General features: G+C 75.7%; 20 protein-coding genes. 8 read left to right on the top strand and 12 right to left on the bottom strand.

Features of this window, described 5'->3' with window-relative positions:
• The first annotated feature begins 62 nt into the window (after positions 1-62).
• On the top strand, positions 63-533 hold the full coding sequence (gene soxR / locus B8281_RS02040) for a redox-sensitive transcriptional activator SoxR (RefSeq protein ID WP_043659223.1): 471 nt from the start codon (positions 63-65) through the stop codon (positions 531-533).
• Between the two features lie 76 nt (positions 534-609).
• On the opposite strand, the gene B8281_RS02035 is transcribed toward soxR, so the two are convergent.
• From B8281_RS02035 to B8281_RS02000, 8 genes are all read right to left on the bottom strand, one after another.
• A complete protein-coding gene (locus tag B8281_RS02035; protein ID WP_085386748.1) occupies positions 610-1,332 on the bottom strand; it encodes a GNAT family N-acetyltransferase in 723 nt (240 codons plus the stop codon).
• A gap of 110 nt (positions 1,333-1,442) precedes the next feature.
• Positions 1,443-2,078 carry a nitroreductase family protein gene (locus B8281_RS02030; RefSeq protein WP_085386747.1) on the bottom strand — a complete coding sequence of 212 codons (636 nt, stop codon included), beginning with the start codon at positions 2,076-2,078 and terminating at the stop codon, positions 1,443-1,445.
• Between the two features lie 168 nt (positions 2,079-2,246).
• A complete protein-coding gene (locus B8281_RS02025; RefSeq protein ID WP_137279870.1) occupies positions 2,247-3,293 on the bottom strand; it encodes a hypothetical protein in 1,047 nt (348 codons plus the stop codon).
• Positions 3,290-4,375, bottom strand: a complete 1,086-nt coding sequence (locus B8281_RS02020; protein ID WP_085386745.1) for a VWA domain-containing protein — start codon at positions 4,373-4,375, stop codon at positions 3,290-3,292. Before B8281_RS02020 ends, B8281_RS02025 begins: the two co-directional genes overlap by 4 nt.
• 7 nt (positions 4,376-4,382) lie before the next feature.
• Positions 4,383-5,477 carry a VWA domain-containing protein gene (locus tag B8281_RS02015; protein WP_085386744.1) on the bottom strand — a complete coding sequence of 365 codons (1,095 nt, stop codon included), beginning with the start codon at positions 5,475-5,477 and terminating at the stop codon, positions 4,383-4,385.
• A complete protein-coding gene (locus tag B8281_RS02010; protein ID WP_034654434.1) occupies positions 5,471-5,974 on the bottom strand; it encodes a hypothetical protein in 504 nt (167 codons plus the stop codon). Before B8281_RS02010 ends, B8281_RS02015 begins: the two co-directional genes overlap by 7 nt.
• Entirely contained in the window at positions 5,961-6,848 is an 888-nt protein-coding gene (locus tag B8281_RS02005) for a DUF58 domain-containing protein (RefSeq protein ID WP_085386743.1), read from the bottom strand. The genes B8281_RS02010 and B8281_RS02005 overlap by 14 nt, the downstream gene beginning before the upstream one ends.
• A gap of 32 nt (positions 6,849-6,880) precedes the next feature.
• The gene (locus B8281_RS02000; RefSeq protein WP_043659061.1) at positions 6,881-7,879 is read right to left on the bottom strand and encodes a MoxR family ATPase; all 999 of its coding nucleotides are present in this window, start codon (positions 7,877-7,879) and stop codon (positions 6,881-6,883) included.
• A 204-nt stretch (positions 7,880-8,083) separates the two neighbouring features.
• Here B8281_RS02000 and B8281_RS01995 point away from each other — a divergent pair, with 204 nt between their 5' ends.
• The 4 genes from B8281_RS01995 to B8281_RS01980 all read left to right on the top strand — a co-directional run bounded on the left by B8281_RS01995 (position 8,084) and on the right by B8281_RS01980 (position 14,400).
• Positions 8,084-8,593, top strand: a complete 510-nt coding sequence (locus B8281_RS01995) for a PPOX class F420-dependent oxidoreductase (RefSeq protein WP_085386742.1) — start codon at positions 8,084-8,086, stop codon at positions 8,591-8,593.
• 41 nt (positions 8,594-8,634) lie between these two features.
• A complete protein-coding gene (locus tag B8281_RS01990; RefSeq protein ID WP_085386741.1) occupies positions 8,635-10,743 on the top strand; it encodes a cytochrome c oxidase assembly protein in 2,109 nt (702 codons plus the stop codon).
• Positions 10,744-10,957: 214 nt separating this feature from the next.
• Positions 10,958-11,899 (top strand): type IV toxin-antitoxin system AbiEi family antitoxin domain-containing protein, encoded by a 942-nt coding sequence (locus tag B8281_RS01985; RefSeq protein WP_198163118.1) that lies wholly within the window; start codon positions 10,958-10,960, stop codon positions 11,897-11,899.
• A 137-nt stretch (positions 11,900-12,036) separates the two neighbouring features.
• Positions 12,037-14,400, top strand: a complete 2,364-nt coding sequence (locus B8281_RS01980; RefSeq protein WP_085388563.1) for a prolyl oligopeptidase family serine peptidase — start codon at positions 12,037-12,039, stop codon at positions 14,398-14,400.
• 155 nt (positions 14,401-14,555) lie between these two features.
• On the opposite strand, the gene B8281_RS01975 is transcribed toward B8281_RS01980, so the two are convergent.
• Together B8281_RS01975 and B8281_RS01970 are read right to left on the bottom strand one after the other, a co-directional pair.
• The gene (locus B8281_RS01975; RefSeq protein ID WP_061267027.1) at positions 14,556-14,762 is read right to left on the bottom strand and encodes a hypothetical protein; all 207 of its coding nucleotides are present in this window, start codon (positions 14,760-14,762) and stop codon (positions 14,556-14,558) included.
• A gap of 131 nt (positions 14,763-14,893) precedes the next feature.
• A complete protein-coding gene (locus B8281_RS01970; protein WP_085386739.1) occupies positions 14,894-15,631 on the bottom strand; it encodes an alpha/beta fold hydrolase in 738 nt (245 codons plus the stop codon).
• A gap of 61 nt (positions 15,632-15,692) precedes the next feature.
• On the opposite strand from B8281_RS01970, the gene B8281_RS19635 reads away from it, so the two are divergent.
• Entirely contained in the window at positions 15,693-16,583 is an 891-nt protein-coding gene (locus tag B8281_RS19635) for a YafY family protein (RefSeq protein WP_157446520.1), read from the top strand.
• A gap of 7 nt (positions 16,584-16,590) precedes the next feature.
• On the opposite strand, the gene B8281_RS01955 is transcribed toward B8281_RS19635, so the two are convergent.
• Together B8281_RS01955 and B8281_RS01950 are read right to left on the bottom strand one after the other, a co-directional pair.
• The gene (locus B8281_RS01955; protein WP_085386738.1) at positions 16,591-16,956 is read right to left on the bottom strand and encodes a VOC family protein; all 366 of its coding nucleotides are present in this window, start codon (positions 16,954-16,956) and stop codon (positions 16,591-16,593) included.
• A gap of 42 nt (positions 16,957-16,998) precedes the next feature.
• Complete coding sequence (locus B8281_RS01950; protein WP_157446519.1) at positions 16,999-17,700, bottom strand: TetR/AcrR family transcriptional regulator; 702 nt, start codon at positions 17,698-17,700, stop codon at positions 16,999-17,001.
• Positions 17,701-17,829: 129 nt separating this feature from the next.
• Between B8281_RS01950 and B8281_RS01945 the strand changes: the two genes are divergently transcribed.
• Together B8281_RS01945 and B8281_RS01940 are read left to right on the top strand one after the other, a co-directional pair.
• Positions 17,830-20,841 carry an MMPL family transporter gene (locus B8281_RS01945; RefSeq protein WP_085386736.1) on the top strand — a complete coding sequence of 1,004 codons (3,012 nt, stop codon included), beginning with the start codon at positions 17,830-17,832 and terminating at the stop codon, positions 20,839-20,841.
• Entirely contained in the window at positions 20,838-23,267 is a 2,430-nt protein-coding gene (locus B8281_RS01940) for a YhgE/Pip domain-containing protein (protein ID WP_085386735.1), read from the top strand. The genes B8281_RS01945 and B8281_RS01940 overlap by 4 nt, the downstream gene beginning before the upstream one ends.
• Positions 23,268-23,289 lie beyond the last annotated feature (22 nt).

The following is a 23,289-nucleotide window of genomic DNA, read 5'->3' as shown; positions in this document are numbered from 1 at the left end:
CGACCGGCGGCCGGCCGTGCGCGCCGCGTCGCCGCTGCACCCGACCGCGTGGAGGAACCGCAGTGCCCGACGCCGCCCCGTCCCCGAGCGACGAGCTCACCGTCGGCCAGCTCGCGGCGCGCAGCGGCGTCGCCGTGTCCGCGCTGCACTTCTACGAGCGCGAGGGGCTCATCACGAGCCGTCGGACGCCCGGCAACCAGCGGCGCTTCACGCGCGAGACGCTGCGCCGCGTCGCGTTCGTGCGCGCGTCGCAGCGCGTCGGCATCCCGCTCGCCCGCATCCGCGCCGCACTCGCGACGCTCCCCGGCGACCGCACGCCCACGGCCAAGGACTGGCACCGGCTCTCGGCCGGGTGGCACGCCGACCTCGACGCGCGCATCGAGCAGCTCACGCGCCTGCGCGACCACCTCACGGACTGCATCGGCTGCGGGTGCCTCTCGCTGCGCCGGTGCGTCCTCGTCAACCCCGACGACGCGCTCGCCGACGAGGGCCCCGGCCCCCGCACGCTGCTCGTCGAGGGGATCGAGGACTGAGCCGCACCGCGCCGAGCGTCCGATCGGCCGCGGGGCCGCGTGGCAGGAGCGTGGGGCGGGCCCGGCGACGAGGCCGTCAGCCCGGCGCGCGCAGCGAGCCGAACGTCGGACGGTGGCGCAGGGCGAACCCGAGCCGCTCGTAGACGCCGATCGCGCCGACGTTCTGCGCCGCGGCGTGCAGGAACGCGCGGTCGCCCCGCTCCTGGACGTGGAACGCGACGTCGCGCACCAGGCGCGAGGCGAGGCCGCGCCCGCGGTGGTCGGGGTCGGTCGTCACGGCGCTGATCTCGGTCCACCCCGCGGGCCGCAGGCGCTCGCCCGCCATGGCGACGAGGCGGCCGTCGTCGTCGCGGAACCCGACGTACCGGCCGAGGAGGTAGGTCCGGGCCTCGAAAGGACCCGGTCGGCTGCGCTCGACGAGCGCGAGCATCTCCGGGACGTCGTCCGCGCCGAGCACGACCGCCTCCGGGTCGGGTCGGGTGACGAGGTGCTCGGTCTCGACGAGCTGGACGCCCTCGACGCGGGCCTCGACCGTCCAGCCGTGCGGCGGCTCGACCCCGACCGGCGGCGCCGAGAAGTGCCCGCCCGGGCCGACGAGCGCGGCGATCGCGTCCCACACGCCCGGGTCGGTCCACGAGCGCACGCCCGTGATCGGGGAGACGTCGGCCGGGTAGCGTCGCGCCAGGTCGCCGCCCTCGGCGAGGTGCGCGTGCGCGCCGGTGAGCGCGCTCCACGACGGGTTGTCCAGGGCCGGGTCGTCGACGCCGGTGGTGCCGGGCCCCGTGCTCGTCGCGGTCATGCTGCTCCTCCTCGCCCGGTCGCCCGGGTGCCGTGCCGTCGTCGCGGCCGTCCGGCCGTGCGTGTCCTCCGGGGCGAACGCGTCCGGACGGTGGCCTCTTCCCGGCGCGCTCAGCCGTGCCACCGGTCCCGGTGCACGACCTCCGCGAGCGGGCGCCGCCGCGGCTCGGACCAGCGGCCCCGGGTCGGGTACCCGAGGGGGAGCAGGCCCATCGTCAGCGCGTCGTCGGGCAGGCCGAGCAGCGCGGCGACGTCGCGCTCCCGGACGGTGTGGAAGGTCGTGAGCGTCGTCCCGATCCCGTAGGCCCGGGCCGCGAGGACGAGGTTCTGCACCGCGCCGTAGATCGAGGCCCCGAGCCGGGGGTCGGCCGAGCGCGCCGCGTCCCGCAGCACCGGCACGACCCACACCGGAGCCTCCTCCAGGTGCAGCGCCAGGTGCTCGACGGCGCGGAAGCCCGCCTCGCTCACGCCGGCGTCGCCGGTCGCGGCACCGAGGACGGCGTCCCGGCGGTCCCCGTACGCCGCTCGCCACCCCTCGCGGTACCAGGCGGCGATCTGCGCCTTCGTCGCGGGGTCCCGCACGACGACCCACCCCCACCGCTGCCGGTTGCCCCCGCTGGGCCCGCGGACCGCGGCGTCGAGGATCGCGTCGAGCACGCCGTCGGGCACCGGGTCGGGCGAGAGGTAGCGGCGCGACGGCGTCGAGTGGAGCGCGCGCAGGACGGGCAGGTCCTCGGGTGTGGTCACGGTCGCCGAGGGTACGGGCGAGCCGCCGGCGCGTCCTCGGGTCGTGCCCGTCGTCTCGCAGGCTGGGCACCCCTGCGACGCGTCCCGCTCCACCGGCCGACGAGGTGAGCAGGCGGACGTCGGAGCGGCCGGCGGACGACGGCGGATCGGCCGCGGCGCAGCCGGGGCTCACCAGTTCTTGGTGCCGCCCCCGGTGCTGTCGCCCGGGTCGCTGCCGGTGCCCGGCTGGTCCCCGTAGAGGTCGCGGTACTCCTGCTCGAGGCGCTCCTGCTCGTCGCGCGCCTCGGAGCCCTGCTGCTCGAGCTGCTCCTGGCGCTGCTGCTCCTCGCGCTCGGCCTGGCTCTGCTGGTCCTCGCCCTGCGCGCCGTCGCCGCCCGAGGCGTCCGACTGCTCGTCGCCCTCGGAGCCGTCGCCCTCGCCCTCCGAGGTGTCGCCACCGTCCTGGTTCTCGGGCTGCGAGTCCTGCGCCTCCTGCTGCTTGTCCTGGAGACGCTGCTGCGCGGCCGCGTCCTGCTCCTGCTGCTCGGGGGTCTGCTCGGACTCCCCGCAGTCGGGCCAGCCGCGGATCTGCTCGGCCGTCGCGTACTCCTGCTCGGCGTACTCGTACCAGTCCTGGACGTCCTGGCGCAGCTCCGCCGGGTCGGGCTCGGTGCCGTCCCCGTACGGGTCGAGCACCCCCTCGTCGTACGGCAGGCCCGCGTCGCGGGCGGCGATCGCCTCCTCGACGAGGGCGAGCTCCGCCGCCTTGCGGTCGGCGTAGGCCATGTCGCCGTCGCCCTGGATCTCGTACGTCAGCGACAGGTTGGTCTGGATCATGCACCGTTCCTCGGGAGACGAATTCTCCGCGAGGTCGTAGGCACGGTCGAGGGATCGGATCGCGTCGTACAGCGACCACGAGTCCTCGGTCCGCGCGAGCGCCGTCCCGTGGTTGTAGTGCGCCTTCCACGGCTCGACGAGGTTGAGCGTCCGCTGGAGGCCGTACGTGCTCGCCGCGCCCTCGGTGTCGCCGGCGTCGTAGCGGTCCTTCGCGAGCGAGGCGACCGGGGCGCGCAGGGCGAGCGTGAACCCCAGCACGAGGAGCACGAGCACGACGGGCAGGGTCCCGAGGAGCCACCACCGGCGCCGCCGCAGCCGCGCCGCACGCAGGGCGGCCGCGCCGGTGGGCCGGGGCGCGCGGGCGCCGGGCGGGGGTGCCGGGGGAGGGGTCCAGGTCATCGGCGCACCTCCGCCCGGTCGCGTGCCGTCGGGCGGACGAGCGAGCGGCTCGCCGAGCGCGCCCAGAACCACGCCTCGACGCCGAGCAGCGTCACGAGCGCGAGGGCGAACGGCCACACGACCGGCCGGTACGCCGTGACGTCGCGGCGTCCGTCCGCTGCCACCTGCTGCGGGTCGACGCCCGCGACGAGCGACGCCGTCTCCGACGGCTCCTGCCGGTGCACGTACGGCACGCCGAGCTGGTCGGCGAGCGCGGTGAGCGTCGCCTCGTCCAGCACGGACAGCGCCTCGACGGGCTCGCCGCCGTCGCTCGGCTTCGACCAGTCGACGAGGTACTCCGCGTCCTCGGGGTCCACGTCCGGGTCGTACTCCTTCATGCGGCCTCCCTCGGCGGTCCCGTAGCCCAGCACCGCTCCGCCGTCGACGAGCGGCGCGAGGTCGGCGAACGACCGCGGCTCGCCCTCGGCCGTCTGCTCGCCGTCGGTGAGGAAGAAGACGAGCCGCACGTTGGCCGGGTGCTGCTCCGCCGAGCCCTCGAGCGCCGACCGCAGCTCGTCGAGCGGCCGGTCCGTGAGGGACCCCTGCGAGTACCGCGTGATCTCGCGGTGGAACGTGTCGGCCCAGGACGTGATCGCGCGCGCGTCCGTCGTCAGCGGGAGCTGGCGCGACGCCTGCGAGTCGAACGAGATGATCGAGTACCGCGCCCCGGGGATCGCCTCCGTGAGGCTCGTGATGTCGTGCCGCACGCCGTCGAGGCGCTCCTGACCGCCCTCGGGCCCGTAGTCCTCGGCCGCCATCGACCCCGTGCGGTCGACGACGAAGAACATGTCGACGTTCGCGACCGACGTGTCGCGGTCCGTCGACGCGACCGACGGCGCGATCCCGATGATCCCGAGCAGCACGACCACCCCGGCGCGGCGCACCCAGGCCGCGCGCGGGGCGCCCGGGCGCGGGGCGCCGTCGGGCCCCGGGCGCCCGGCCACGACCGCCTGCCACCCGGCGAGGCCGAGCAGCGGCAGCACGAGCAGCGCCAGCGCCCACAGGGGCACGAGCGGCTGGAACGTGAGTCCGGCGAGGTTCATCGGCGCGTCACTCCTTCACCCGCCACGCGACGACGAGCAGCAGCGCGACGCCGAGGACCGCGACGAGGAACCAGCCCGCGGGCCGGTCCGTGACGACCACCTCGGGGGACGCGTCGAGCTCGACGGCCTGCTGCGCGACGACGTCGTCGACCATGCCCTGCACCGCGGCCGGGTCGTCCGCGAGGAAGTACAGGCCGCCGCCCGACTCGACGGTCTCGCGGTACTCGGTCTCCTCGGGCGTGCCCTCGTAGCGCTGGGACCCGCCGAAGATGCCGTGCAGCGTGATGTCGCGCGACGCGACCAGGTCCGCCGCCTGCGGGAGCGTGTAGATCGGCTCGCCGGAGACGTAGTTGTCCGTCGCCAGGATGATCGAGCGCGAGCGCTCGGTGTCCTCCGCGTCGAACTGGAGCGCGCAGCTCGCGAGCCCGTCGCCGATGAGGCTCGCGCCCGAGAGGTTCGCCGTCGTGCCCGCCGTGAACTGCGCGTACTCGAGGATCTCCGCGTCGTCGGTGCCGCCCGTGTAGTCGAACGTCGCCGGGTCTTGGTCGAGCGCGGCGATCCCGGCCTGGAGCTCCTCCTGGACGAGCGTGTAGTCGTCCGTGAGCGGGAAGACCGTGCGCGACGACGAGTTGAAGATCGACAGCGCGATCCGCTCGCCCTCGAAGTTGTCCACGAGCTCCTGGAACACCTTGAGCACCGCGCCGTCGTACTCGATCATCGAGCCCGACACGTCGAGGCACAGCACGATGTCGCGCGTGCCGAGGCGGTCGACGACGACGTCCGTCTCCACCGGGCGGGCCGCGACCGCGCCCGCCCCGACGACCGCCACGAGCAGCCCCGCCGCGGTGAGGCCCTGCAGCACGCGGTAGCGGCGCACCCACGCGGCGAACGCCGGGACGCGCGCGAGGTAGTCGGAGTTCGCGACCCAGAGCACGGCGTCGTCCGCGTCGCGCGACCGGCGCCGCCGCGCGAGCCACCACGCCACCGCCGCCGCCGCGAGCACCGCGACGACGAGGACGACCCACAGCCACGGCCACAGGATCGACGGGCCCTGCGGCCCCGGGACGACGGCGGTGCTCGCCGCGACGGAGCGATTCACCATCCGCGCACTACCGCCCGGGCGCGGTCGATCGAGTCCTCGCCGTCCGTCGAGCGCGCCGCCGGGTCGTTGTCGTGGTCCGCGAACGACGGCCGGTAGTAGCGCGCGATGAGCTGCGTGAGCCGCCCGGCCTCGGCGAGCTGCTGGATCTCCGAGAGCGTCATGGACGACGCGTCCTGGCCGAGCCGACCGGTCGCGAAGCCGCGCATCTCCGCCGAGAGGGCGAGGTGCAGGGTGCGCTCGTCGAGCTCGCCCGCGCGGAACCGCTCGGCGACGGCGTCGAGACGCCGCTCGTACTCCGCGCGCAGCGACGCGTACGGGTCGTGCGGGCCGGTGGGGAGCAGCGGCGCGGGACGCGGGGCGTTCTTCTCCTCCGCGCTCGCGCGCGTCAGCCAGATCACGAGGAACACGACCGCGGCGGCCGCGAGGACCAGGACGATCCCCAGGGCCGTCCACCACCCCGAGTAGCCGACGGGGTCGACGAGCTCATCGACGGGCACGCTTCTGCCTCCCCAGGAGCTCGACGAACCGTTGCAGGACATCGTCGGACCCCTCGACGAGCACGCCCTCGACCTGGAGGGCGCGCAGCCGCTCGGCCACCTCGGAGCGCCGCGCGGCCAGCGCCTCGGCGGCGGGCGCCGCGAGCGCGGCCCGCCCGCGCAGGAACGGCGGCAGGCGCAGCGTGCCGTCGACGTCGGCCACCTCCCCGACCCCGGCGCCCACCGGCGACAGGTCCGCGACCTGCACGACCATCACCTCGTGGCGCACGCGCAGCGAGCGCAGGAGCTGCTCGTGCTCGGCGGCGGGGCGGGCCTCGTCGGTGACGACGACCACGAGCGAGCGGCGCCGGAACGCCGTCTGCGCGCGGTCGAGCGGACGGGACAGGTCGCTCCCGGGAGCGTCCGGGCGCCACAGCCCCTCCACGGTGCGCAGCAGCACCTCGAGGTCGCGCGTGCTCGCGCGCGGCGGGAGCTGGACCAGGCGCTCGGCGTCGCCCGCGACGAGCGCGACGCGGTCGCCCCGGTCGCGGGCGAGGTAGGCGACGAGCGCGCAGCAGAAGCTCGCGATCTCCGCCTTCGTCTCCCCGCTCGGCGCCGTCGCGCCCATGGTGCGCCCCGTGTCCACGACGAGCACGAGGTTGAGGTTCGACTCGCGCACGAACCGGCGGATGATCGGCAGCCCGGCGCGCGCCGAGGACTTCCAGTCGATGTCGCCGACGTCCTCGCCCGGCGCGTACAGGTGCAGGTCGTCGAAGTCCTGCCCGTGCCCCTTGAACACCGAGCGGTGCCGGCCCTCGAGCAGGCCGGACGCCCGGCGCGCGACCGGCAGGTCGAGCCGGGCCCGGACCTGGGCGAGACGGGAGACGTCGGGCACGTGGTGCTCTCTCGGGACGGTGGGCGGACCGGTCAGGGCGTGGGGACGGCGTCGAACACCGCGTCCACGAGCTGCTCCGGCGGCACGTTGTTGGCGAGCGCGTCGAACGTGCGCACGAGGCGGTGGCGCAGCACCGAGTACCGCACCGCCTTGATGTCGTCCGGGATGACGTACGCCCGGCCCGCGAGGATCGCGAGCGCCTGGCCCACGCGCATGAGCGCGATGCCGCCGCGCGGCGACGCGCCCACGCGCACGTGGCGCTCCAGGCCCGGCACCGGGCGGGGGCCCGAGAACCGCGTCGTGTTGATGAGGTCGACGACGTAGCGCTTGATCGAGTCGTCCACGTACACGTCGTCGACGAGACCACGCAGGAAGCGCACGTCGTCGAGCGAGATCGGCTGTGCCGTGAGGGGGCGCGTCATCTGCCCGGTCGCGATGCGCTGGAGGATCTCGAGCTCCTGCGGCGGCGTCGGGTACGTGAGCACCTCCTTCATGAGGAAGCGGTCCATCTGGGCCTCGGGGAGCACGTACGTGCCCTCCTCCTCGATGGGGTTCTGCGTCGCGAGCACCATGAACGGGTCGGGGAGCGCGTAGTTCTCGCCGCCGATCGACGTCTGCTTCTCCTGCATCGCCTCGAGCATCGCCGACTGCGTCTTGGCCGACGAGCGGTTGATCTCGTCGAGCAGGACGACGTTCGCGTGCACCGGGCCGAGCTGGGTCGTGAACTGGCCGGTCGCGTAGTTGAAGATCTGCGTGCCGACGATGTCGTTCGGCATGAGGTCCGGCGTGCACTGGATGCGGTGGAACGAGCCGTCGACCGCCGCGGCGAGCGTCTGCGCCGCGGTCGTCTTGGCGAGGCCCGGGACCGACTCGAGCAGGATGTGCCCGCCCGCGAGCAGCGTGCTCACGAGCGCGGTGCGCAGAGCCTCCTGCCCGACGACGCGCTGGTCGAAGACCTGGCCGACGCGCTTGAGCAGGTGGCTCGCGCGGTCGAGGTCCTGCGTCGAGATGCTGCCGTGCCCTGCGGCCATCGGTCGTCCTCCGGGTGGTGCGGGTGGTGTGGTCCCGTGCGCGGCCGGAGGGCGGACGGAGCCTCGCGAGCCCCCGGCGAACCCGGCCCAGTATGCCAGCGCGGACCCCGCCGGACCGGGCGTCGTCCACAGGTCCGGGTGGGGAGAGGTCCCCACGTGCGGCGCGCCGGGAATGCCCCGCGAGCCCGCGACGGTTGCCCCGGCATGAGCACCGACGCCCGTGACATCTCCCGTGACACCGCCCGCGACGTCCCCGGCCGCGCGCCGCGCGCCCCGCTCGGGGACCCCGCGCTCCTCGACCTCGTCGCCGCGCGCCGCCAGGGCGTCCTCGCGACCGTGAAGAAGGACGGGCGGCCCCAGCTCTCCAACGTGCTCTACGTCTGGGACCCGGAGGACGGGCTCGCGCGCGTCTCCGTCACCGCCGACCGCGCGAAGACCCGCAACGCGGCGCGCGACCCGCGCGTCTCGCTCCACGTGAGCGCGGAGGACTTCGCGGGCTACGCCGTCGTCGAGGGCGACGCCGAGCTGAGCGCCGTCACGCTCGACCCCCACGACGCCGCCGCCGACGAGCTCGTCGCGACCTATCGCGCGGCCACCGGGGGCGAGCACCCGGACTGGGAGGAGTTCCGGCGCGCCATGGTCGCGGACCGCCGCCAGGTGCTGCGCGTGCGCGCGACGAAGGTCTACGGGATGGCCCGCCTGTCCCGGCCCTGAGCCGTGACCGGAGGGGCCCGCGCGGTCGATACCCTGGTGGGGTGACCACCACTGCCCTGCGCCGCGCGCCCTCGGACGCCCGACCCGCGAACCCGTGGTGGCTCGTCGTCGCCGGGCCGTTCGCCGTCGTCGTCGCGGTCGTCGCCGTGCTCGCCGCCGGCGCGTTCTCGGCCGCGTTCACCGTCCCCGCCGGGTTCCCGGACCCGGGCGCCCTCGCGCGCCTCGGCACCCCGGTCGTCACGGTGCTCACCGAGCTCGCCGTCGCGCTCACGCTCGGCTCGCTCGTCCTCGCGGCGTGCGTGCTGCCCGCCGGGACGCCCGTGCGCAAGGCGCTCGGCGTCGCGGGGGCGGCGTCGGCCACGTGGGCGGTGCTCACCGTCCTGCAGGTCGTGCTGCGCTACTCCTCCATCTCGAGCACGCCGGTCACCAACCCGACGTTCGGCGACCAGCTCGGCCTCTTCGTCTCGCAGGTCAGCCTCGGCCGGAACTACCTCGCGATCGTCGTCGTCGCGGCCCTGACGTCCGCCGTCGCGCTCGCCGTGCGCAGCGCGACCGGGGCGATGTGGACCGCGGCCCTCGCCCTCGTCGCCCTCGCGATGCAGGCCAACACCGGCCACGCGGCCGGCGCGGTGAGCCACGAGCTCGCCGTCTCCTCGATGTTCCTGCACCTGGCCGGCGCCGCGCTGTGGGTCGGCGGGCTCGGGACGCTCGCCGTCGTGCGCGTGCGCGGTGGCCTGGGCCGCGCGGACTTCGCGTCGTCCGTCGCGCGGTACTCCGCGATCGCGCTGTGGTGCTACGTCGCCGTCGCCGTCTCGGGCATCGCGAACGCGAGCATCCGGGTCGACTCCCTCGCCGGGCTGACCACCGACTACGGCATCCTCCTGCTCACCAAGCTCGCGCTCCTGCTCGTCCTCGGCGCGGTCGGCTTCGCGCACCGGGAGCTCGTCGTGCGCCGCCTCGCCGGCCCGACGGCGGCCGCCCGCCCGGCCGGGGACGGCGCCCCGGCGAGCGGTGCCGGGAAGGGCGGGACGTCGTCGTCCACGAGCGCACGGGCCGCGGCCGCGGAGGGCACGCGCTGGCTGTTCTGGCGCCTCGTCGCGGTCGAGCTCGCGATCATGGGCGCCGTGTCCGGCGTCGCGGTCGCGCTCGGGTCCACCGCCCCGCCGGTGCCGCAGGAGGAGCCGCTCGACACCTCCGCCGCGTACCAGGTGACGGGGCACGCGCTCCCGCCGGAGCCGACGCTCGCCCGCTGGTTCACCGAGTGGCGCTGGGACCTGCTGCCCGCGTTCGCGTGCGTCGCGGCGATCGTCGTGTACCTGCGCTGGGTGCGCCGTCTCGCGCGGCGCGGCGACTCGTGGTCGGTGGGGCGCACCGTCTCCTGGTGCCTGGGGATCGTCATCCTGTTCTGGGTCACGTCCGGCGGCCCGGCGATGTACGGCCACGTGCTGTTCAGCGCGCACATGGTCCAGCACATGATCCTCGCGATGGTCGTGCCGATCTTCCTCGTGCTCGCCGCCCCCGTGACGCTCCTGGTGCGCGCGGTGCCGCCGCGCAAGGACGGGTCGCGGGGACCGCGCGAGTGGGTGCTCGCCCTCGTGACGTCGCGCGTGGGCCAGTTCTTCGCGAACCCGATCGTCGCGGCGGTGAACTTCGCCGGCTCGATGATCGTCTTCTACTACACGCCCGCGTTCGAGTACGCGCTCACGACGTACGCCGGCCACCTCGTCATGCTGGTGCACTTCACGCTCGCGGGGTACCTGTTCGCGAACGCGCTCGTCGGCATCGACCCCGGCCCGCACCGCCCGCCCTACCCGCAGCGTCTGCTCCTGCTGTTCGCGACCATGGCGTTCCACGCGTTCTTCGGCGTCGCGCTCACCTCGGGCGAGGAGCTGCTCGTGCCCGAGTGGTTCGGCCTCCTCGGCCGCGAGTGGGGCCCGAGCGCCATCGCCGACCAGCAGCGCGGCGGCGCCGTCGCGTGGGGCATCGGCGAGCTGCCGACGCTCATCCTCGCGATCGTCGTCGCCGTCATGTGGACGCGCTCCGACGAGCGCGAGGCCAAGCGCCGCGACCGCCAGGCCGACCGCGACGGCGACGCCGAGCTCCAGGAGTACAACGACATGCTCGCCCAGATGTCGAAGCGGAACGACTGACCGACCCCCTCCCGCCCCCGTTCCGCCGCTCCCTCTCCCGCCGAACACGGGGTCGTCGACCGAGAATCCGTGATTTCGGTCGCTGATCGCGTGCTCGCGGGGCGGTGATGGGGGGCGACTCTTGTTGTGCACAGGGTCGGTGCCGGGCCGGGTGTCCACAGGGGGCGAAGGCTCGTGCCGCAGTGGACGAGGGCGTCGTGGTGCCATGCCGGCCATGGCGTTCTCATCGGAGCTGGACCGGCTCGTCGCTGCGCAGGCCGGGCTCGTGTCGATCGACCAGCTGCTCGCCTTGGGGGTCTCCTCGCGCGTCGCTCGTCGTCGCGTCGACTCGGGTGCCTGGGCGCGCGTCACGCGGGGTGTCTACGACCTCCGGCCGCCGGGCGGTCAGCGCCTGGACTGGGACGATAGGCGGCGAAGATCGGCGTGGGCGGGCCTGCTCGCCTTCGGCCCGGAGGCCATCGCCGTCGGGACGACGGCGCTCGTGCTGCACGGCGTCCAGGGGATCCCCGTCGGGGTCGCCCCGGAGGTCGCCCTGCCCCGTGCGAGCGACCGCACCATGCGCGACGGCATCCGCCTGCGGCAGTTCGACGACGGGATGACGACCGTCCAGATCGGTGGGCGAGCCGTCGCGACCGTCGAACGCGCCCTCGCCCAGGCGGTGCCCGAGCTGCCTCGCGCGCACGCGCTGGCCGTCCTGGACTCCGCGCTGCACCGGCGGTCGACCGACCCCGACGGGCTCGCGAGGGCGCACGACCTGGCACAAGGGCGCCGTGGCGTCGCCGCCACGCACGCGCTCTGGGGAATGGCGGACGGCCGCGCGGAGTCGCCGTTGGAGTCCTTCGGGCGGCTCGACTGCGTGGATGCGGGCGTGCCGCCCGACGTCCTCCAGCTGCCGGTCCTCAACGCGGACGGTCGCGTCGTCGCGCGGGGAGACATGGGTTGGCGCCTCGGTGGCGGGCGGTGGCTGGTGGCGGAGATGGACGGAGCGGACGTGCACTCCGACCCTCAGGCCGTGTACGCCGATCGCACGCGCCAGAACCGTCTCGCCGCCTCGGGCACGATCGAGCTGCTCCGGTTCACGGGTCGTGACGTGCCGGGCGGCGTCGGCCCCGCGGTACGAGCCTTCCTCGGCCATCGCGGCGCCCTCCCCGCGTGACAGAGGCCCGAACACGGGAAAGGCGACGGTCGAGCACGGGGTTGAAGACCCGAATCGGCGGATTCCGGTCTCTGATCCCGTGTTCGGCGGGAGCCGTTTCCGGGGGAGGGGCGTGATAGGACGTACGGGTGAGCAATCTGGCTGGCACGCCCGGTACACCCGACCCGACCGTGGGACCGTTCCACGATCTCGACCGATATCTCGCGATCCCGCGCGTCGGGGGCCTCGCGCTCTCGCCCGACGGGACGCGCCTCGTCACGACCGTCCAGACGCTCGACCCGCAGCGCACCGGGTACCGGGCGGCGCTGTGGGAGGTCGACCCGGCGGGCGAGGCGCCCGCGCGTCGGCTGACGCGCAGCACGAAGGGCGAGTCGAGCGCGACGTTCACCGGCGCGGGCGACGTGCTGTTCACGTCGGCGCGGCCCGACCCGGACGGTGGCGCCGACGACGACGCGACGTCGGCGCTGTGGCTGCTGCCGGCGTCGGGCGGGGAGGCGCGCGTGGTCGCCACGGCGCCCGCGGGCGTGAGCGGGCCGCTCGCGGCGACGGACGCGCCGGTCGTGTCGGTCGCGGCGTCGGTGCTGCCGAGCGCGCGCGACCTCGCGCACGACGCCGAGCTCCGGTCGGCGCGCAAGGACGCGAAGGTCGCGGCGATCCTGCACCGCGCCTACCCGGTGCGGCAGTGGGACCACGACCGCGGTCCCGACGAGGCGCACCGGTTCGTCGGTGACCTCACGACGCTGGTCGACGCGCCCGCGCAGCCCCTCCTGGCTCCGGCCCCGGCCGCCCCGACCGCCCCGACCGACGCGCCGGCGGGCTCGGCCAGCACCGCGCCGCACGCCGCAGCGACGCGGGGCACCGCAGGGGAGCATGCCGCCGCCGAGCATGACGCGCGGCTGCTCGACCTGCGCGACGTGAGCCGCGGCGTCGGGCACGACGGCACGGCGCCGGGGCGCGCGCTGCACGAGCACTCGGCAGACCTGTCCGCCGACGGCACGACGCTCGTCACGACGTGGCAGGTGCCGGGTCCCGGCCCGCAGGTGCGCAGCACGCTCGTCGCGATCGACACGGCGACGGGCGCGCGCCGCACGCTCGTCGACGAGCCGCGCGCGGAGGCGCACTCGCCCCGGATCTCGCCCGACGGCGCGTGGGTCGCGTTCGTGCGCGAGACGATCTCGACGCCGCACCAGGCACCGGAGGAGAGTCTTGCCGTCGTGCCGCTGCACGCGCCGGACGGGCCCGCCGGGACCGCGGAGGGCCACGACGACTCGGCGACGACGCGCGCCGAGAACCACGCGTCGCCGCGCACGCTCGTGCCGCACTGGGACCGCTGGCCGACGTCGCTGCGCTGGCTGCCCGACGGCTCGGGCCTGCTCGTCACCGCGGACGACGACGGCCGCGGCCCGGTCTTCCTCGTCCCCTTCGAACCCGCGGGCAACGGTGCGGCCGAGCACGGCACGGCCGAGCGCGTGACGAGCGACGACGCGACGTTCACGGACGTGCAGGTCGCGCCCGACGGCCGGACGCTCTACGCGCTGCGGACGAGCTACCTGGAGCCCGCGCACCCGGTGCGCGTCGACCTCGGGGCGTTCCTCGACTCCGGCACGCCGGGCGGCCGCACGCCGGTGCCCGCGACGCCGCTGCGCGGCCCGGTCGCGACGCCCGACCTGCCGGGCACGCTCGTCGACGTCGAGACGGCGGCGGGGGACGACGTGCGCGTGCGGGGCTGGCTCGCGCTGCCGCACGGTGCGTCCGCGGAGGACCCGGCACCGCTGCTGCTGTGGATCCACGGCGGCCCGCTCGGGTCGTGGAACGCGTGGAGCTGGCGCTGGAACCCGTGGCTGATGGTCGCGCAGGGCTACGCGGTGCTGCTGCCGGACCCGGCGCTGTCGACCGGGTACGGGCAGGACTTCGTGCAGCGCGGGTGGGGCGCGTGGGGCAAGGCCCCGTACACGGACCTGCTCGCGATCACGGACGCCGTGGAGGCGCGCCCGGAGATCGACGCGACCCGGACGGCCGCGATGGGCGGGTCCTTCGGCGGGTACATGGCGAACTGGGTCGCGGGCCACACGGACCGCTTCCGCGCGATCGTCACGCACGCGAGCCTGTGGGCGCTGGACCAGTTCGGCCCGACGACCGACCACGCGTACTACTGGGCGCGCGAGATGACGGACGAGATGGCGCTGGAGAACAGCCCGCACCGGTTCGTCCAGGACATCGTGACGCCGATGCTCGTCATCCACGGCGACAAGGACTATCGCGTGCCGATCGGCGAGGGCCTGCGGCTCTGGTACGAGCTGCTCGAGTCGTCCGGGCTGCCCGCCGGCCCGGACGGCGACACGGTGCACCGGTTCCTTTTCTACCCGGACGAGAACCACTGGATCCTCCAGCCGCAGCACGCGAAGGTCTGGTACCAGGTGGTCCTGGCCTTCCTCGCGGAGCACGTGCTGGGGGCCGCCCCGGGCGAGGGCGACGCCGCGCTGCCGACGACGCTCGGCTGACCGGACCGCCGCCCGCGGGCGGCGGCCCGCAGGGCTTGTCCGCCGTCCGACGGTCGCCGTCCGCCGTCCGACGGTCGCCGTCCGACGGCCGACGGTCACCGTCCGACGGCCGACGGTCGCCGTCAGACCGCCGTCAGACCGCCGTCAGACCGCCGTCAGGCGACGGTCGACGGGAGCCCTGCGGCCGCCGCGCGCCAGCGCCGCACGAGGCGCCGGTCGGCGGCGCCGCGCGCGGCCGCCCACAGGCAGTGCTGGGTCGTCTCGCGGTGCTCGAGGAGCGCGTCGCGGTCGTTCTCGAGCGCCCAGAGCAGGGCGGTGCGCACCTCGGTGCGCGAGGGGGCGGAGGGCAGGGTGTCGTGCATGGTCCGTCTCGTCGTCCGTCGTTCTGCGGCGGCCGGTCGGCCGTCCACACGAGGAGACGGCAGAAGTCTCCGTCTGTGACGCGACTTCGGGGACTTTTTTTCCGGAACGCGCACGATGTCTCACCCGGAGGTCAGGAGAGGGCGTCGACGATCACGGCCGCGAGGTCCCGGGGGCGCGAGAGCATCGGCCAGTGGCCGGTCGGGAGGTCGACGTAGGTGACGTCCTCGACCTCGCCCAGCTCGGTGTGCAGGGGCGGCCCCGGGTGCGCCATCTCGGCGAGGACGGCGGACGGGATCGACGAGCAGACGGCGGTCGCGGGCACCCGCAGGCGCCGCGGGTCCGACACCCGCACGGCCCCCCGCGCGACGGGTCCCGGGGTGGGCACCGCCCGCTCGCGGAAACGCGCCAGCGCGGCCTCGTCCAGCCCGTCGACGCTCGACCCGGCCTCGGCGAGCTCCTCCCACGTCGGGAGCGGGACCTCTGCGGCATCGGCCGGAAGCTCCGGCGACAGCGCCGCGCCGTCGACGAGCGGGCCCGTGTCGACGTAGACGACGCGCTCGATGCGCGTGGGGTCCCGGTCGAGGGCCTCCTGCACGACCGGCCCGCCGCCGCTGTGCCCGACGAGCACGACGCGGCCGTCGAGCTCTTCGATGAGGCGCGTGACCGCGGCGACGTGGTCCGCGCGCGTGACGTGCGCGCGGTCGGCCGCGGTCGCGCCGGGCTCCAGGCCCGGCAAGGTCACCGGGTGCGGGACGAGGCCGGCGGCCTCGAGGTGGGGGACGACGTCGTCCCAGGCCCACGCGCCCAGCCAGAAGCCGGGGACGAGGACGACGTGGACGGGCTGTTCGGGTGTTCCGTGGGTGCTCATGCAGCCACCCTCGCAGGGTGTCGGTGACACCTGTCTGTCACCTGTCTGTCACCATTCTGGGGTGAACAGGACGGAGCGCCTCTACGCGCTCGCGGAGGAGCTGCGCCGCGCGGGCCGGACGGGCACGACGGGGCCGCGCCTCGCCGCGGCGCTCGAGGTGAGCGAGCGGACGATCAAGCGCGACGTCGCCGCGCTCCAGCAGGCCGGGCTCACGATCTGGGCGCAGGCGGGGCCCGGGGGCGGGTACCTGCTCGACCCGAGCGCGTCGCTCCCGCCGGTGAACTTCACGCCCGGCCAGGCCGTCGCCGTGGCCGTCGCGCTCGCGACGCTCCCGCCCGGGAGCCCGTTCGCGGTCGACGCCCTCGCCGCCCGCGGCAAGGTGTGGGACGCGCTCGGCGCGGGCGACCGCGCACGGGCCGAGGCGCTCGCCGCGCGCGTGTGGGTCCGTCACGCCGCGCCGGACCCGGACCGGCCCGACGCCGTCCCGCCCGAGAGCCCGCCCGACGCCGTCCCGCCCGCGAGCCCGCCCGACGTCGTCCCGCCCGCAGCAGGCCCGCCCGCCGTCCCGGCCGACGCCGTCCACCCGGGAGAGCCGTACGGCGACACGACCCCGCCGGGCCGGGGCGACGTCGTCGGGCGTGCGCGGACCCACCTCGGGGTGCTGCGCGCGGTCGAGCAGTCGATCGCGGGCGGGCGCGTGCTGGCGATCCGCTACCGGGACGGGCGCGGGGCGACGTCGACGCGTCGCGTCGAGCCCGTGCTGCTCGCGCACACCGACGGCCGCTGGTACCTCGTCGCCTGGTGCCGCACGCGCGAGGCGATCCGCTGGTTCCGGCTCTCGCGCGTCGAGCGGGCGGACCTCACCGCGGAGGCGTACGACCCGCGCCCCGTCGCGGACGTGGGGGAGCCGCCCCCGGGCTCGGCCGCGGTGTACCGCCCCGACCCCGCGTGACCCGGGGTCAGTCGCCGCGCAGGACGCAGAACTCGTTGCCCTCGACGTCCGCCAGGACGACGAACGTCTCGTGCTCGCCCTGCCCGACGTCGACGCGGCGCGCGCCGAGCTCTTCGAGCCGTGCGACGTCGGCGGCCTGGGTCGACGACGAGAAGTCGAGGTGGAGGCGGTTCTTCACCGTCTTGCCCTCGGGGACGCGCTGGAAGACGAGGCTCGGTGGCCCGAGGATCGTCTCGCCGTCGCGCGGGAAGAGCACGGCCTCGCCGTGCGGCCCGGTCTCGCGCCCCGTCCACCCGAGCGCGGCCTGCCAGAAGTCCGCCACGACGGCGGGGTCGGCGCAGTCGACCACGGCGCCGCTGAAGGTGAGTGTCATGCCGCCAGTGTGACGCGCGCCACCCACACCCAGGGAAGCGGGTCAGCCCGCGGCGGGCAGCGGCTCGACGAGCCGTCCGACGAGCGCCGGGAGCCAGTCCGCGGTCTGCGCGCGCTGCACGGCGTCGTCGCCCGCGGGGCTGAGGAACGCGTCGCGCGCCGCGCTCGTGTACGCGCTGATGAGCACGCGCGTCGCGGCGGCCGGGTCGATCGCGAACCGCATGCCGACCTCCGTGAGGACGCGCGTGAGGATGTCCGCGAGCTCGGTGCGGAACGACTCCTCCTGGTCGGCGAACCGCGCCGCGACCTGCGGGTCGCGCAGCGCGAGCAGCTCGAGCTCCGCGCTCATGAGGCACCAGCGGCGCTCGTCGCGCGGGTCGGCCATGACGGCCGCGACGATCGCGGCGATGGTGTCGGGCGCGATGACGCCGTCCCGGACCGGGTCGTCGGGCAGGTGCTCGACGGCGGCCTCGAGGTTGCGCATGCGCGTCCGGATCTCGCGCTCCGTGAGGGCGAGGAACAGCGACTCCTTCGACTCGAAGTTCGAGTAGAACGCGCCGCGGGTGAAGCCCGCGGCCTCGCACACCGCCTCGATCGAGGTGCCGTTGATGCCGTGCTCGGCGAAGAGGCCGTAGGCGGCGTCGAGCAGGCGCTCGCGCGTGCGCTCGCGGCGCCGCGAGAGCGGCGCGTCGCTCTCCGCGCGGTCGACTCGGGTCGGGTCGAGGTCCGTCGTCACGCCGGACATGCTCCCACTGTCGGACGGCGCCGCCCGAACCGGGCGGCCTTGCGATGCACGAGTGTATCCGATACGTTCGCGCATCGGATACAGCGGCGTATCCTCGAATCCGTCTGCACTCTCCCCGGGAGGCCGCTCGTGTCCTCAGCGCTGTACTCGCTCGGCCGTTGGGCGGTCGGGGCGCGCCGGCTCGTCCTCGTGGCCTGGATCGGCATCCTCGTGCTGGCCGGAGGGCTCGCCGGGCTCGTCGGCCAGGGCCTCGACGACGAGGTGACCATCCCCGGCACCGAGTCCCAGGCGGCGCTCGACCGTCTCGCCGCCACGTTCCCGCAGGTCAGCGGGGCGTCCGCGCAGGTCGTCGTCGTCGCTCCCGACGGGTCGACCATCGAGGACGACGCCGTCCGCGGCCCCGTGGAGGACGCCGTCACCGCGCTCGGCGACATCGACGGCGTCGCCGCCGTCACCTCCCCCTACGACGACACCATGCCCGCGTCGGTCAGCGACGACGACGTCGCGACCCTCATGACCGTCCAGCTCGACGAGGGCCAGAGCGAGGTCACCGACGCCACGAAGGACGCGCTCGGCGACGTCGTCGACGACCTCGCCGCGGCCCTGCCCGACGGCGCGCAGGCCGCGCTCGGCGGGCAGCTCTTCAGCACCGAGTTCCCGACCCTCACCGTCACCGAGGCGCTCGGCCTCCTCGTCGCGCTCGTCGTGCTCGTGCTCACGTTCGGCTCGTTCGTCGCCGCCGGTCTGCCGCTCCTCAACGCCGTCGTCGGGGTCGGCGTGAGCATGGGGCTCCTGTTCGCCGCGACCGCCGTCGCGCAGATCAACTCCACGACCCCGATGCTCGCCGTCATGCTCGGCCTCGCCGTCGGCATCGACTACGCGCTGTTCATCGTGTCGCGGCAGCGCGACGAGCTCGCGACCGGCCTCAGCGTCGAGGAGGCCACGGCGCGGGCCGTCGCCACCGCCGGCTCGGCCGTCATCTTCGCGGGCCTCACCGTCATGATCGCGCTCGTCGGCCTCGGCGTCGCCGGCATCCCGTTCCTCACCGTCATGGGCGTCGCCGCCGCCGTCGGGGTCGGGCTCGCCGTCCTCGTCTCGATCACGCTGCTGCCCGCCATGCTGGGGTTCGCGGGCGAGCGGCTCCGCCCCAAGGCGCCGCGCCGTCGCGGGCGTGGGCGACGCCGTGCGGCCGCGGGAGCGGACGGCGGAGGGCCGGCCGGGGCGACCGGGTCGCCCGGGCGACGGACCGGACGAGCGGCGGCTGCGCCCGAGGATGCGAAGGGCGTGGCGGGCCTGGCGGGAGCATCGCGAGGAACGAGCGATGCGGATGGTAGCCCGAGCACCTCGGGCGCAGCCGCCGCGGACCCGACCACGGACGCCGTGAGCTCGACGACGACCACAGAGCACCGCAACCGGTTCTTCGCGGGATGGGTGCGCGCCGTCACGCGGATCCCGCTGCTGACCATCGGGCTCGTCGTCGCCGCGATCGTGCTGCTCACGCTGCCGGCGCGCGACCTGCAGCTCGCGCTGCCCGACGCGGGGACGCTGCCCGAGGACAACCAGGCGCGCGTCACGTACGACCTGGTGTCGGAGCACTTCGGCCCGGGCTTCAACGGGCCGCTCATCGTCACGGGCACGATCGTCACGTCGACGGACCCCGTCGGTCTCATGAACGACCTGGGCGACGAGATCGCGGACCTCCCGGGCGTGGCGGACGTGCCGCTCGCGACGCCGAACCTGACGGCGGACACGGGCATCGTGCAGGTCGTCCCGACCGGCGCGCCGGACTCGGAGGAGACGAAGGACCTCGTCACGGAGATCCGCGCGCAGCACGACCACTTCCTCGCCGAGTACGGCGTCGACCTCGCGGTCACGGGCTTCACGGCGGTGGGGATCGACGTCTCGGCGAAGCTCGGGGCGGCGCTGCTGCCGTTCGCGTTCGTCGTCGTCGGCCTGTCGCTCGTGCTGCTGACGATGGTGTTCCGGTCGGTCGCGGTGCCGATCAAGGCGACGCTCGGCTACCTGTTCTCGGTCGGCGCGGCGTTCGGCGTCGTGACGCTCGTGTTCGAGCACGGGTTCCTCGCGGACGCGCTGCACGTGACACGGCTCGGGCCGGTCATCTCGTTCATGCCGATCGTCCTCATGGGCGTGCTGTTCGGCCTCGCGATGGACTACGAGGTGTTCCTCGTGGCGCGCATCCGCGAGGACTACGTGCACTCGGGCCAGGCCCGACGGTCGATCTTCACGGGGTTCCAGGCGTCGGCGAAGGTCGTCACCGCGGCCGCGGTCATCATGTTCGCCGTGTTCGTGGCGTTCGTGCCCGAGGGCGACATGAGCCTCAAGCCCATCGCGCTCGGCCTCGCGGTGGGCGTCCTCGTCGACGCGTTCGTCGTGCGCATGACGCTCGTCCCGGCCGTGCTCGCGCTGCTCGGCGACAAGGCGTGGTGGATGCCGCGCTGGCTCGACCGGGTGCTGCCGTCGTTCGACGTCGAGGGCGAGGGGCTGTCGAAGGAGCTCGCGCTCGCGGACTGGCCGGAGCCGGGCAGCACGGACGCGGTCGTCGCGCACGACCTCGTGGTCGCCGGCGCGCGCGGCCCGCTGGCCGAGCCGGTCACGGTCCGGGTGCCCGACGGCGGGTCGCTCGTCGTGCACGGGGAGTCGCCCGCGGCGGTGTCCGGGGTCGTGCTCGCGCTCGCGGGGCGCCTGCGCCCGACGAGCGGGGCGCTCAAGGTCACGGGCCTCGTGCTGCCGGAGCGTGCGCTGACCGTGCGGCGGCGCGTCGCGCTCGTGGACCTCGCGGCGGACGTCGCCGCGCTCCCCGGCGACGCCCCGGCGCCCGCGGCGCACCGCGTGCCGGCGGCGGCGAGCGTCGCCGAGGTCCTGCGCGAGCGGCCCCGGCTCCTCGCCGTCGTCGGGACCGACGCCGTCACGTCGCCCGCCGAGCGGGCCGCGCTGGCCGAGGTGCTCGCCGACGCGGCGGGGCGCGGCACGGCGGTGGTGCTCGGCGCCGTCGGCCCGGCACCGACGGACCTCGCCCCGCCCGGCACGCCCGTGCTCGACCTGCACGACCCGCACGACCCCGACCGCACCGTCCCCGCCGCGCCCGTCGTCGGCCCGCGCACCGAGGAGGTGCCCGCATGAGCGTCTTCCCGCCCGAGCCGGTCCCGACCGACCCGACCGCCGACCCGACCGCGCCGGACGCACGGACCGGCGGCGCGCGTCCCCGCCGCGTCGACGCCCGGCGCGCGTGGACCGTGGCCGCCGCGGTCGCGCTGCCCCTCGCCGTCCTCGGCCTGCTCCTGTGGGCGCTGTGGAACCCGCAGGAACGGCTGGACACGGTCAAGGCCGCGGTCGTGAACCTCGACGAGCCGGTCGAGGTGGACGGCCAGACCGTCCCGCTCGGCCGTCAGCTCACCGCCGGGCTCGTCAGCGGCGGCGCCGCCTCGACCGACACCGGCGCGGTCGCCGTGCAGCCCGACCCGGGGACGACGAACTACGACTGGGTCATCACCGACGCGGACGACGCCGCGGCCGGGCTCGCCGACGGCACGTACGCGGCCGTCGTGACGATCCCGGAGAACTTCTCCGCGGCGGCCACGTCGTTCGGCGGCGACCCGTCGGCCGCGACGCAGGCCACGCTGTCCGTCGAGACGACGCCGGGCGGGCGGGTCGTCGACGAGGCGCTCGCGCGCATCGTCACCACGACCGCGACGTCGGTGCTCGGCACGACGCTCACCGAGAACTACGTGGACGGCGTCCTCACCGGCTTCACGACGCTCCACGACCAGCTCGGCGAGGCGGCCGACGGCGCGGACCAGCTCGCCGACGGCGCCGCCCAGGCGAGCGACGGGGCGACGCAGCTCGCGTCGGGCGCGGGCGAGGTCGCCACCGGGGCGAGCGCGCTCGCGTCCGGCGTCGGCGAGCTCGGCACGGGCGCGGACGGCCTGGCCGCCGGGGTCGGGGAGCTCGGCAGCGGCGCGGACCAGCTCGCGTCGGGCGCGCAGGGCGTCGCGAGCGGCGCCCAGGGCCTCGCCGCGGGGTCGCGGCAGGTGGCGGACGGCGTCGGGCAGAGCGCCGCGGGCGCGGGGCAGCTCGCCTCCGGGGCGCAGAGCCTCGCGGGCGGCGTGGGGGAGCTGTCCACCGGGGCGTCGGACCTCGCGAGCGGGCTCGGCGCGCTCGACGCCTCGATCGCGGACGTGCGGCTGCCCGACGGCACGTCGACGGGCCGGTCGCTCCCGGAGACCGCGACCGCGCTCGCGACGGGCTCGCGCGACGTGGCGGGCGGCCTCGCCCAGGTCGTCGCCGGTCTGGAGCAGCAGAAGGTCGCTGCCGGGTGCGCGCAGGACCCGGCGAGCCCGACGTGCCAGGCGCTCGACCAGCAGCTCGCCGCGCTGCGCCCGCTCGCCGCGGGCGCGGCGGGCGTCGCCGCGGGGAACGCGGCCCTGGCGGGCTCGCCGTCGGGCCAGGGTGGCGCCCCGACCGGCCTGTACGCGCTCGCGGCGGGCGTCGACCGGCTCGCCACGGGCGCCGACGATCTCGCCGCGGGCGCGGCGCAGGCGTCGACCGGGGCCGCCGGCGTGGCCCAGGGCGCGGCCGCGCTCTCCACCGGGCTCGGGCAGCTCGCGCCCGGGGCGGACCAGGTCGCGGACGGCGCGGCGCAGCTCTCCGGCGGCGCGGGCCAGCTGTCCACCGGGGCCGACGGCCTGGCCGCCGGGGTCGGGGCGCTCGGCAGCGGCGCCGACCGGCTCGCCGACGGCGTCGGCGCCCTCGGGACCGGCGCGGACCAGCTCGCCACCGGCACCGAGGAGCTGGCGACGGGCGCGGGCGACCTCGCGGGCGGCGTCGGGCAGCTCGCGGGCGGCACGTCCGACCTCGCCGACGGTCTCGGCGAGGCGACCGGGCAGATCCCCTCGTACACCGACGCGGAGCGCGAGAACCTCGCGAGCGTCGTGGCCGACCCCGTGGCCGCGCCCGGCGTCGACGACCTCGGGACCGGCTCGACCGGCCCGCTGTTCGCGGTGCTCGCGCTGTGGCTGGGCGCGCTCGCGATCTTCGTCGCGTTCCCGCCGGTCCCGGCGCGACTCCTCGGGTCGACGCGCGGCCCCGGCCGGCTCGCGCTCGCGGCGCTCGCGCTCCCGGCCGGGATCGCCGCGGCGACCGGTCTCGTGGTCGGCGGCGTGCTCGCCGCGGTCGAGGGGGCGAGCGTGGGCGGCTGGATCGGTCTGCTCGCGTCCGGGGCGCTCGCGTCGGTCGTGTTCGTCGCGCTCAACCAGGCGCTCGCCGCGCTCCTCGGGAACGTGGGGCGCGCGATCGGCCTGCTCGTCGCGGTGCTGCTCGTCGCGACCGGCATCGTCGCGACCGTCCCGGCCGCGCTCACGAGCCTGCGCGACGTCCTGCCGGTGGGCTCGGCGCTCCGCCTGCTCACGTCGATCGTCGACCCCGGCGCGGCCGGGGGAGCGGGCGACGCCGTGGCCCTGGTCCTGTGGGGCCTCGTGTCCGTCGCGGTGACGACGCTCGTCGTCGCGCGCCGCCGGTCCGTCCGGGTGGAGCAGCTCCTGCGCGCCTGACGCGGGTGCGGCGCGCCGCGGT

Source organism: Cellulosimicrobium sp. TH-20 (genome assembly GCF_002105775.1).
Lineage (GTDB): Bacteria > Actinomycetota > Actinomycetes > Actinomycetales > Cellulomonadaceae > Cellulosimicrobium > Cellulosimicrobium funkei.
The sequence above is the reverse complement of the archived record's forward strand: the minus strand, read 5'-3'. Positions and strand labels throughout refer to the sequence as shown.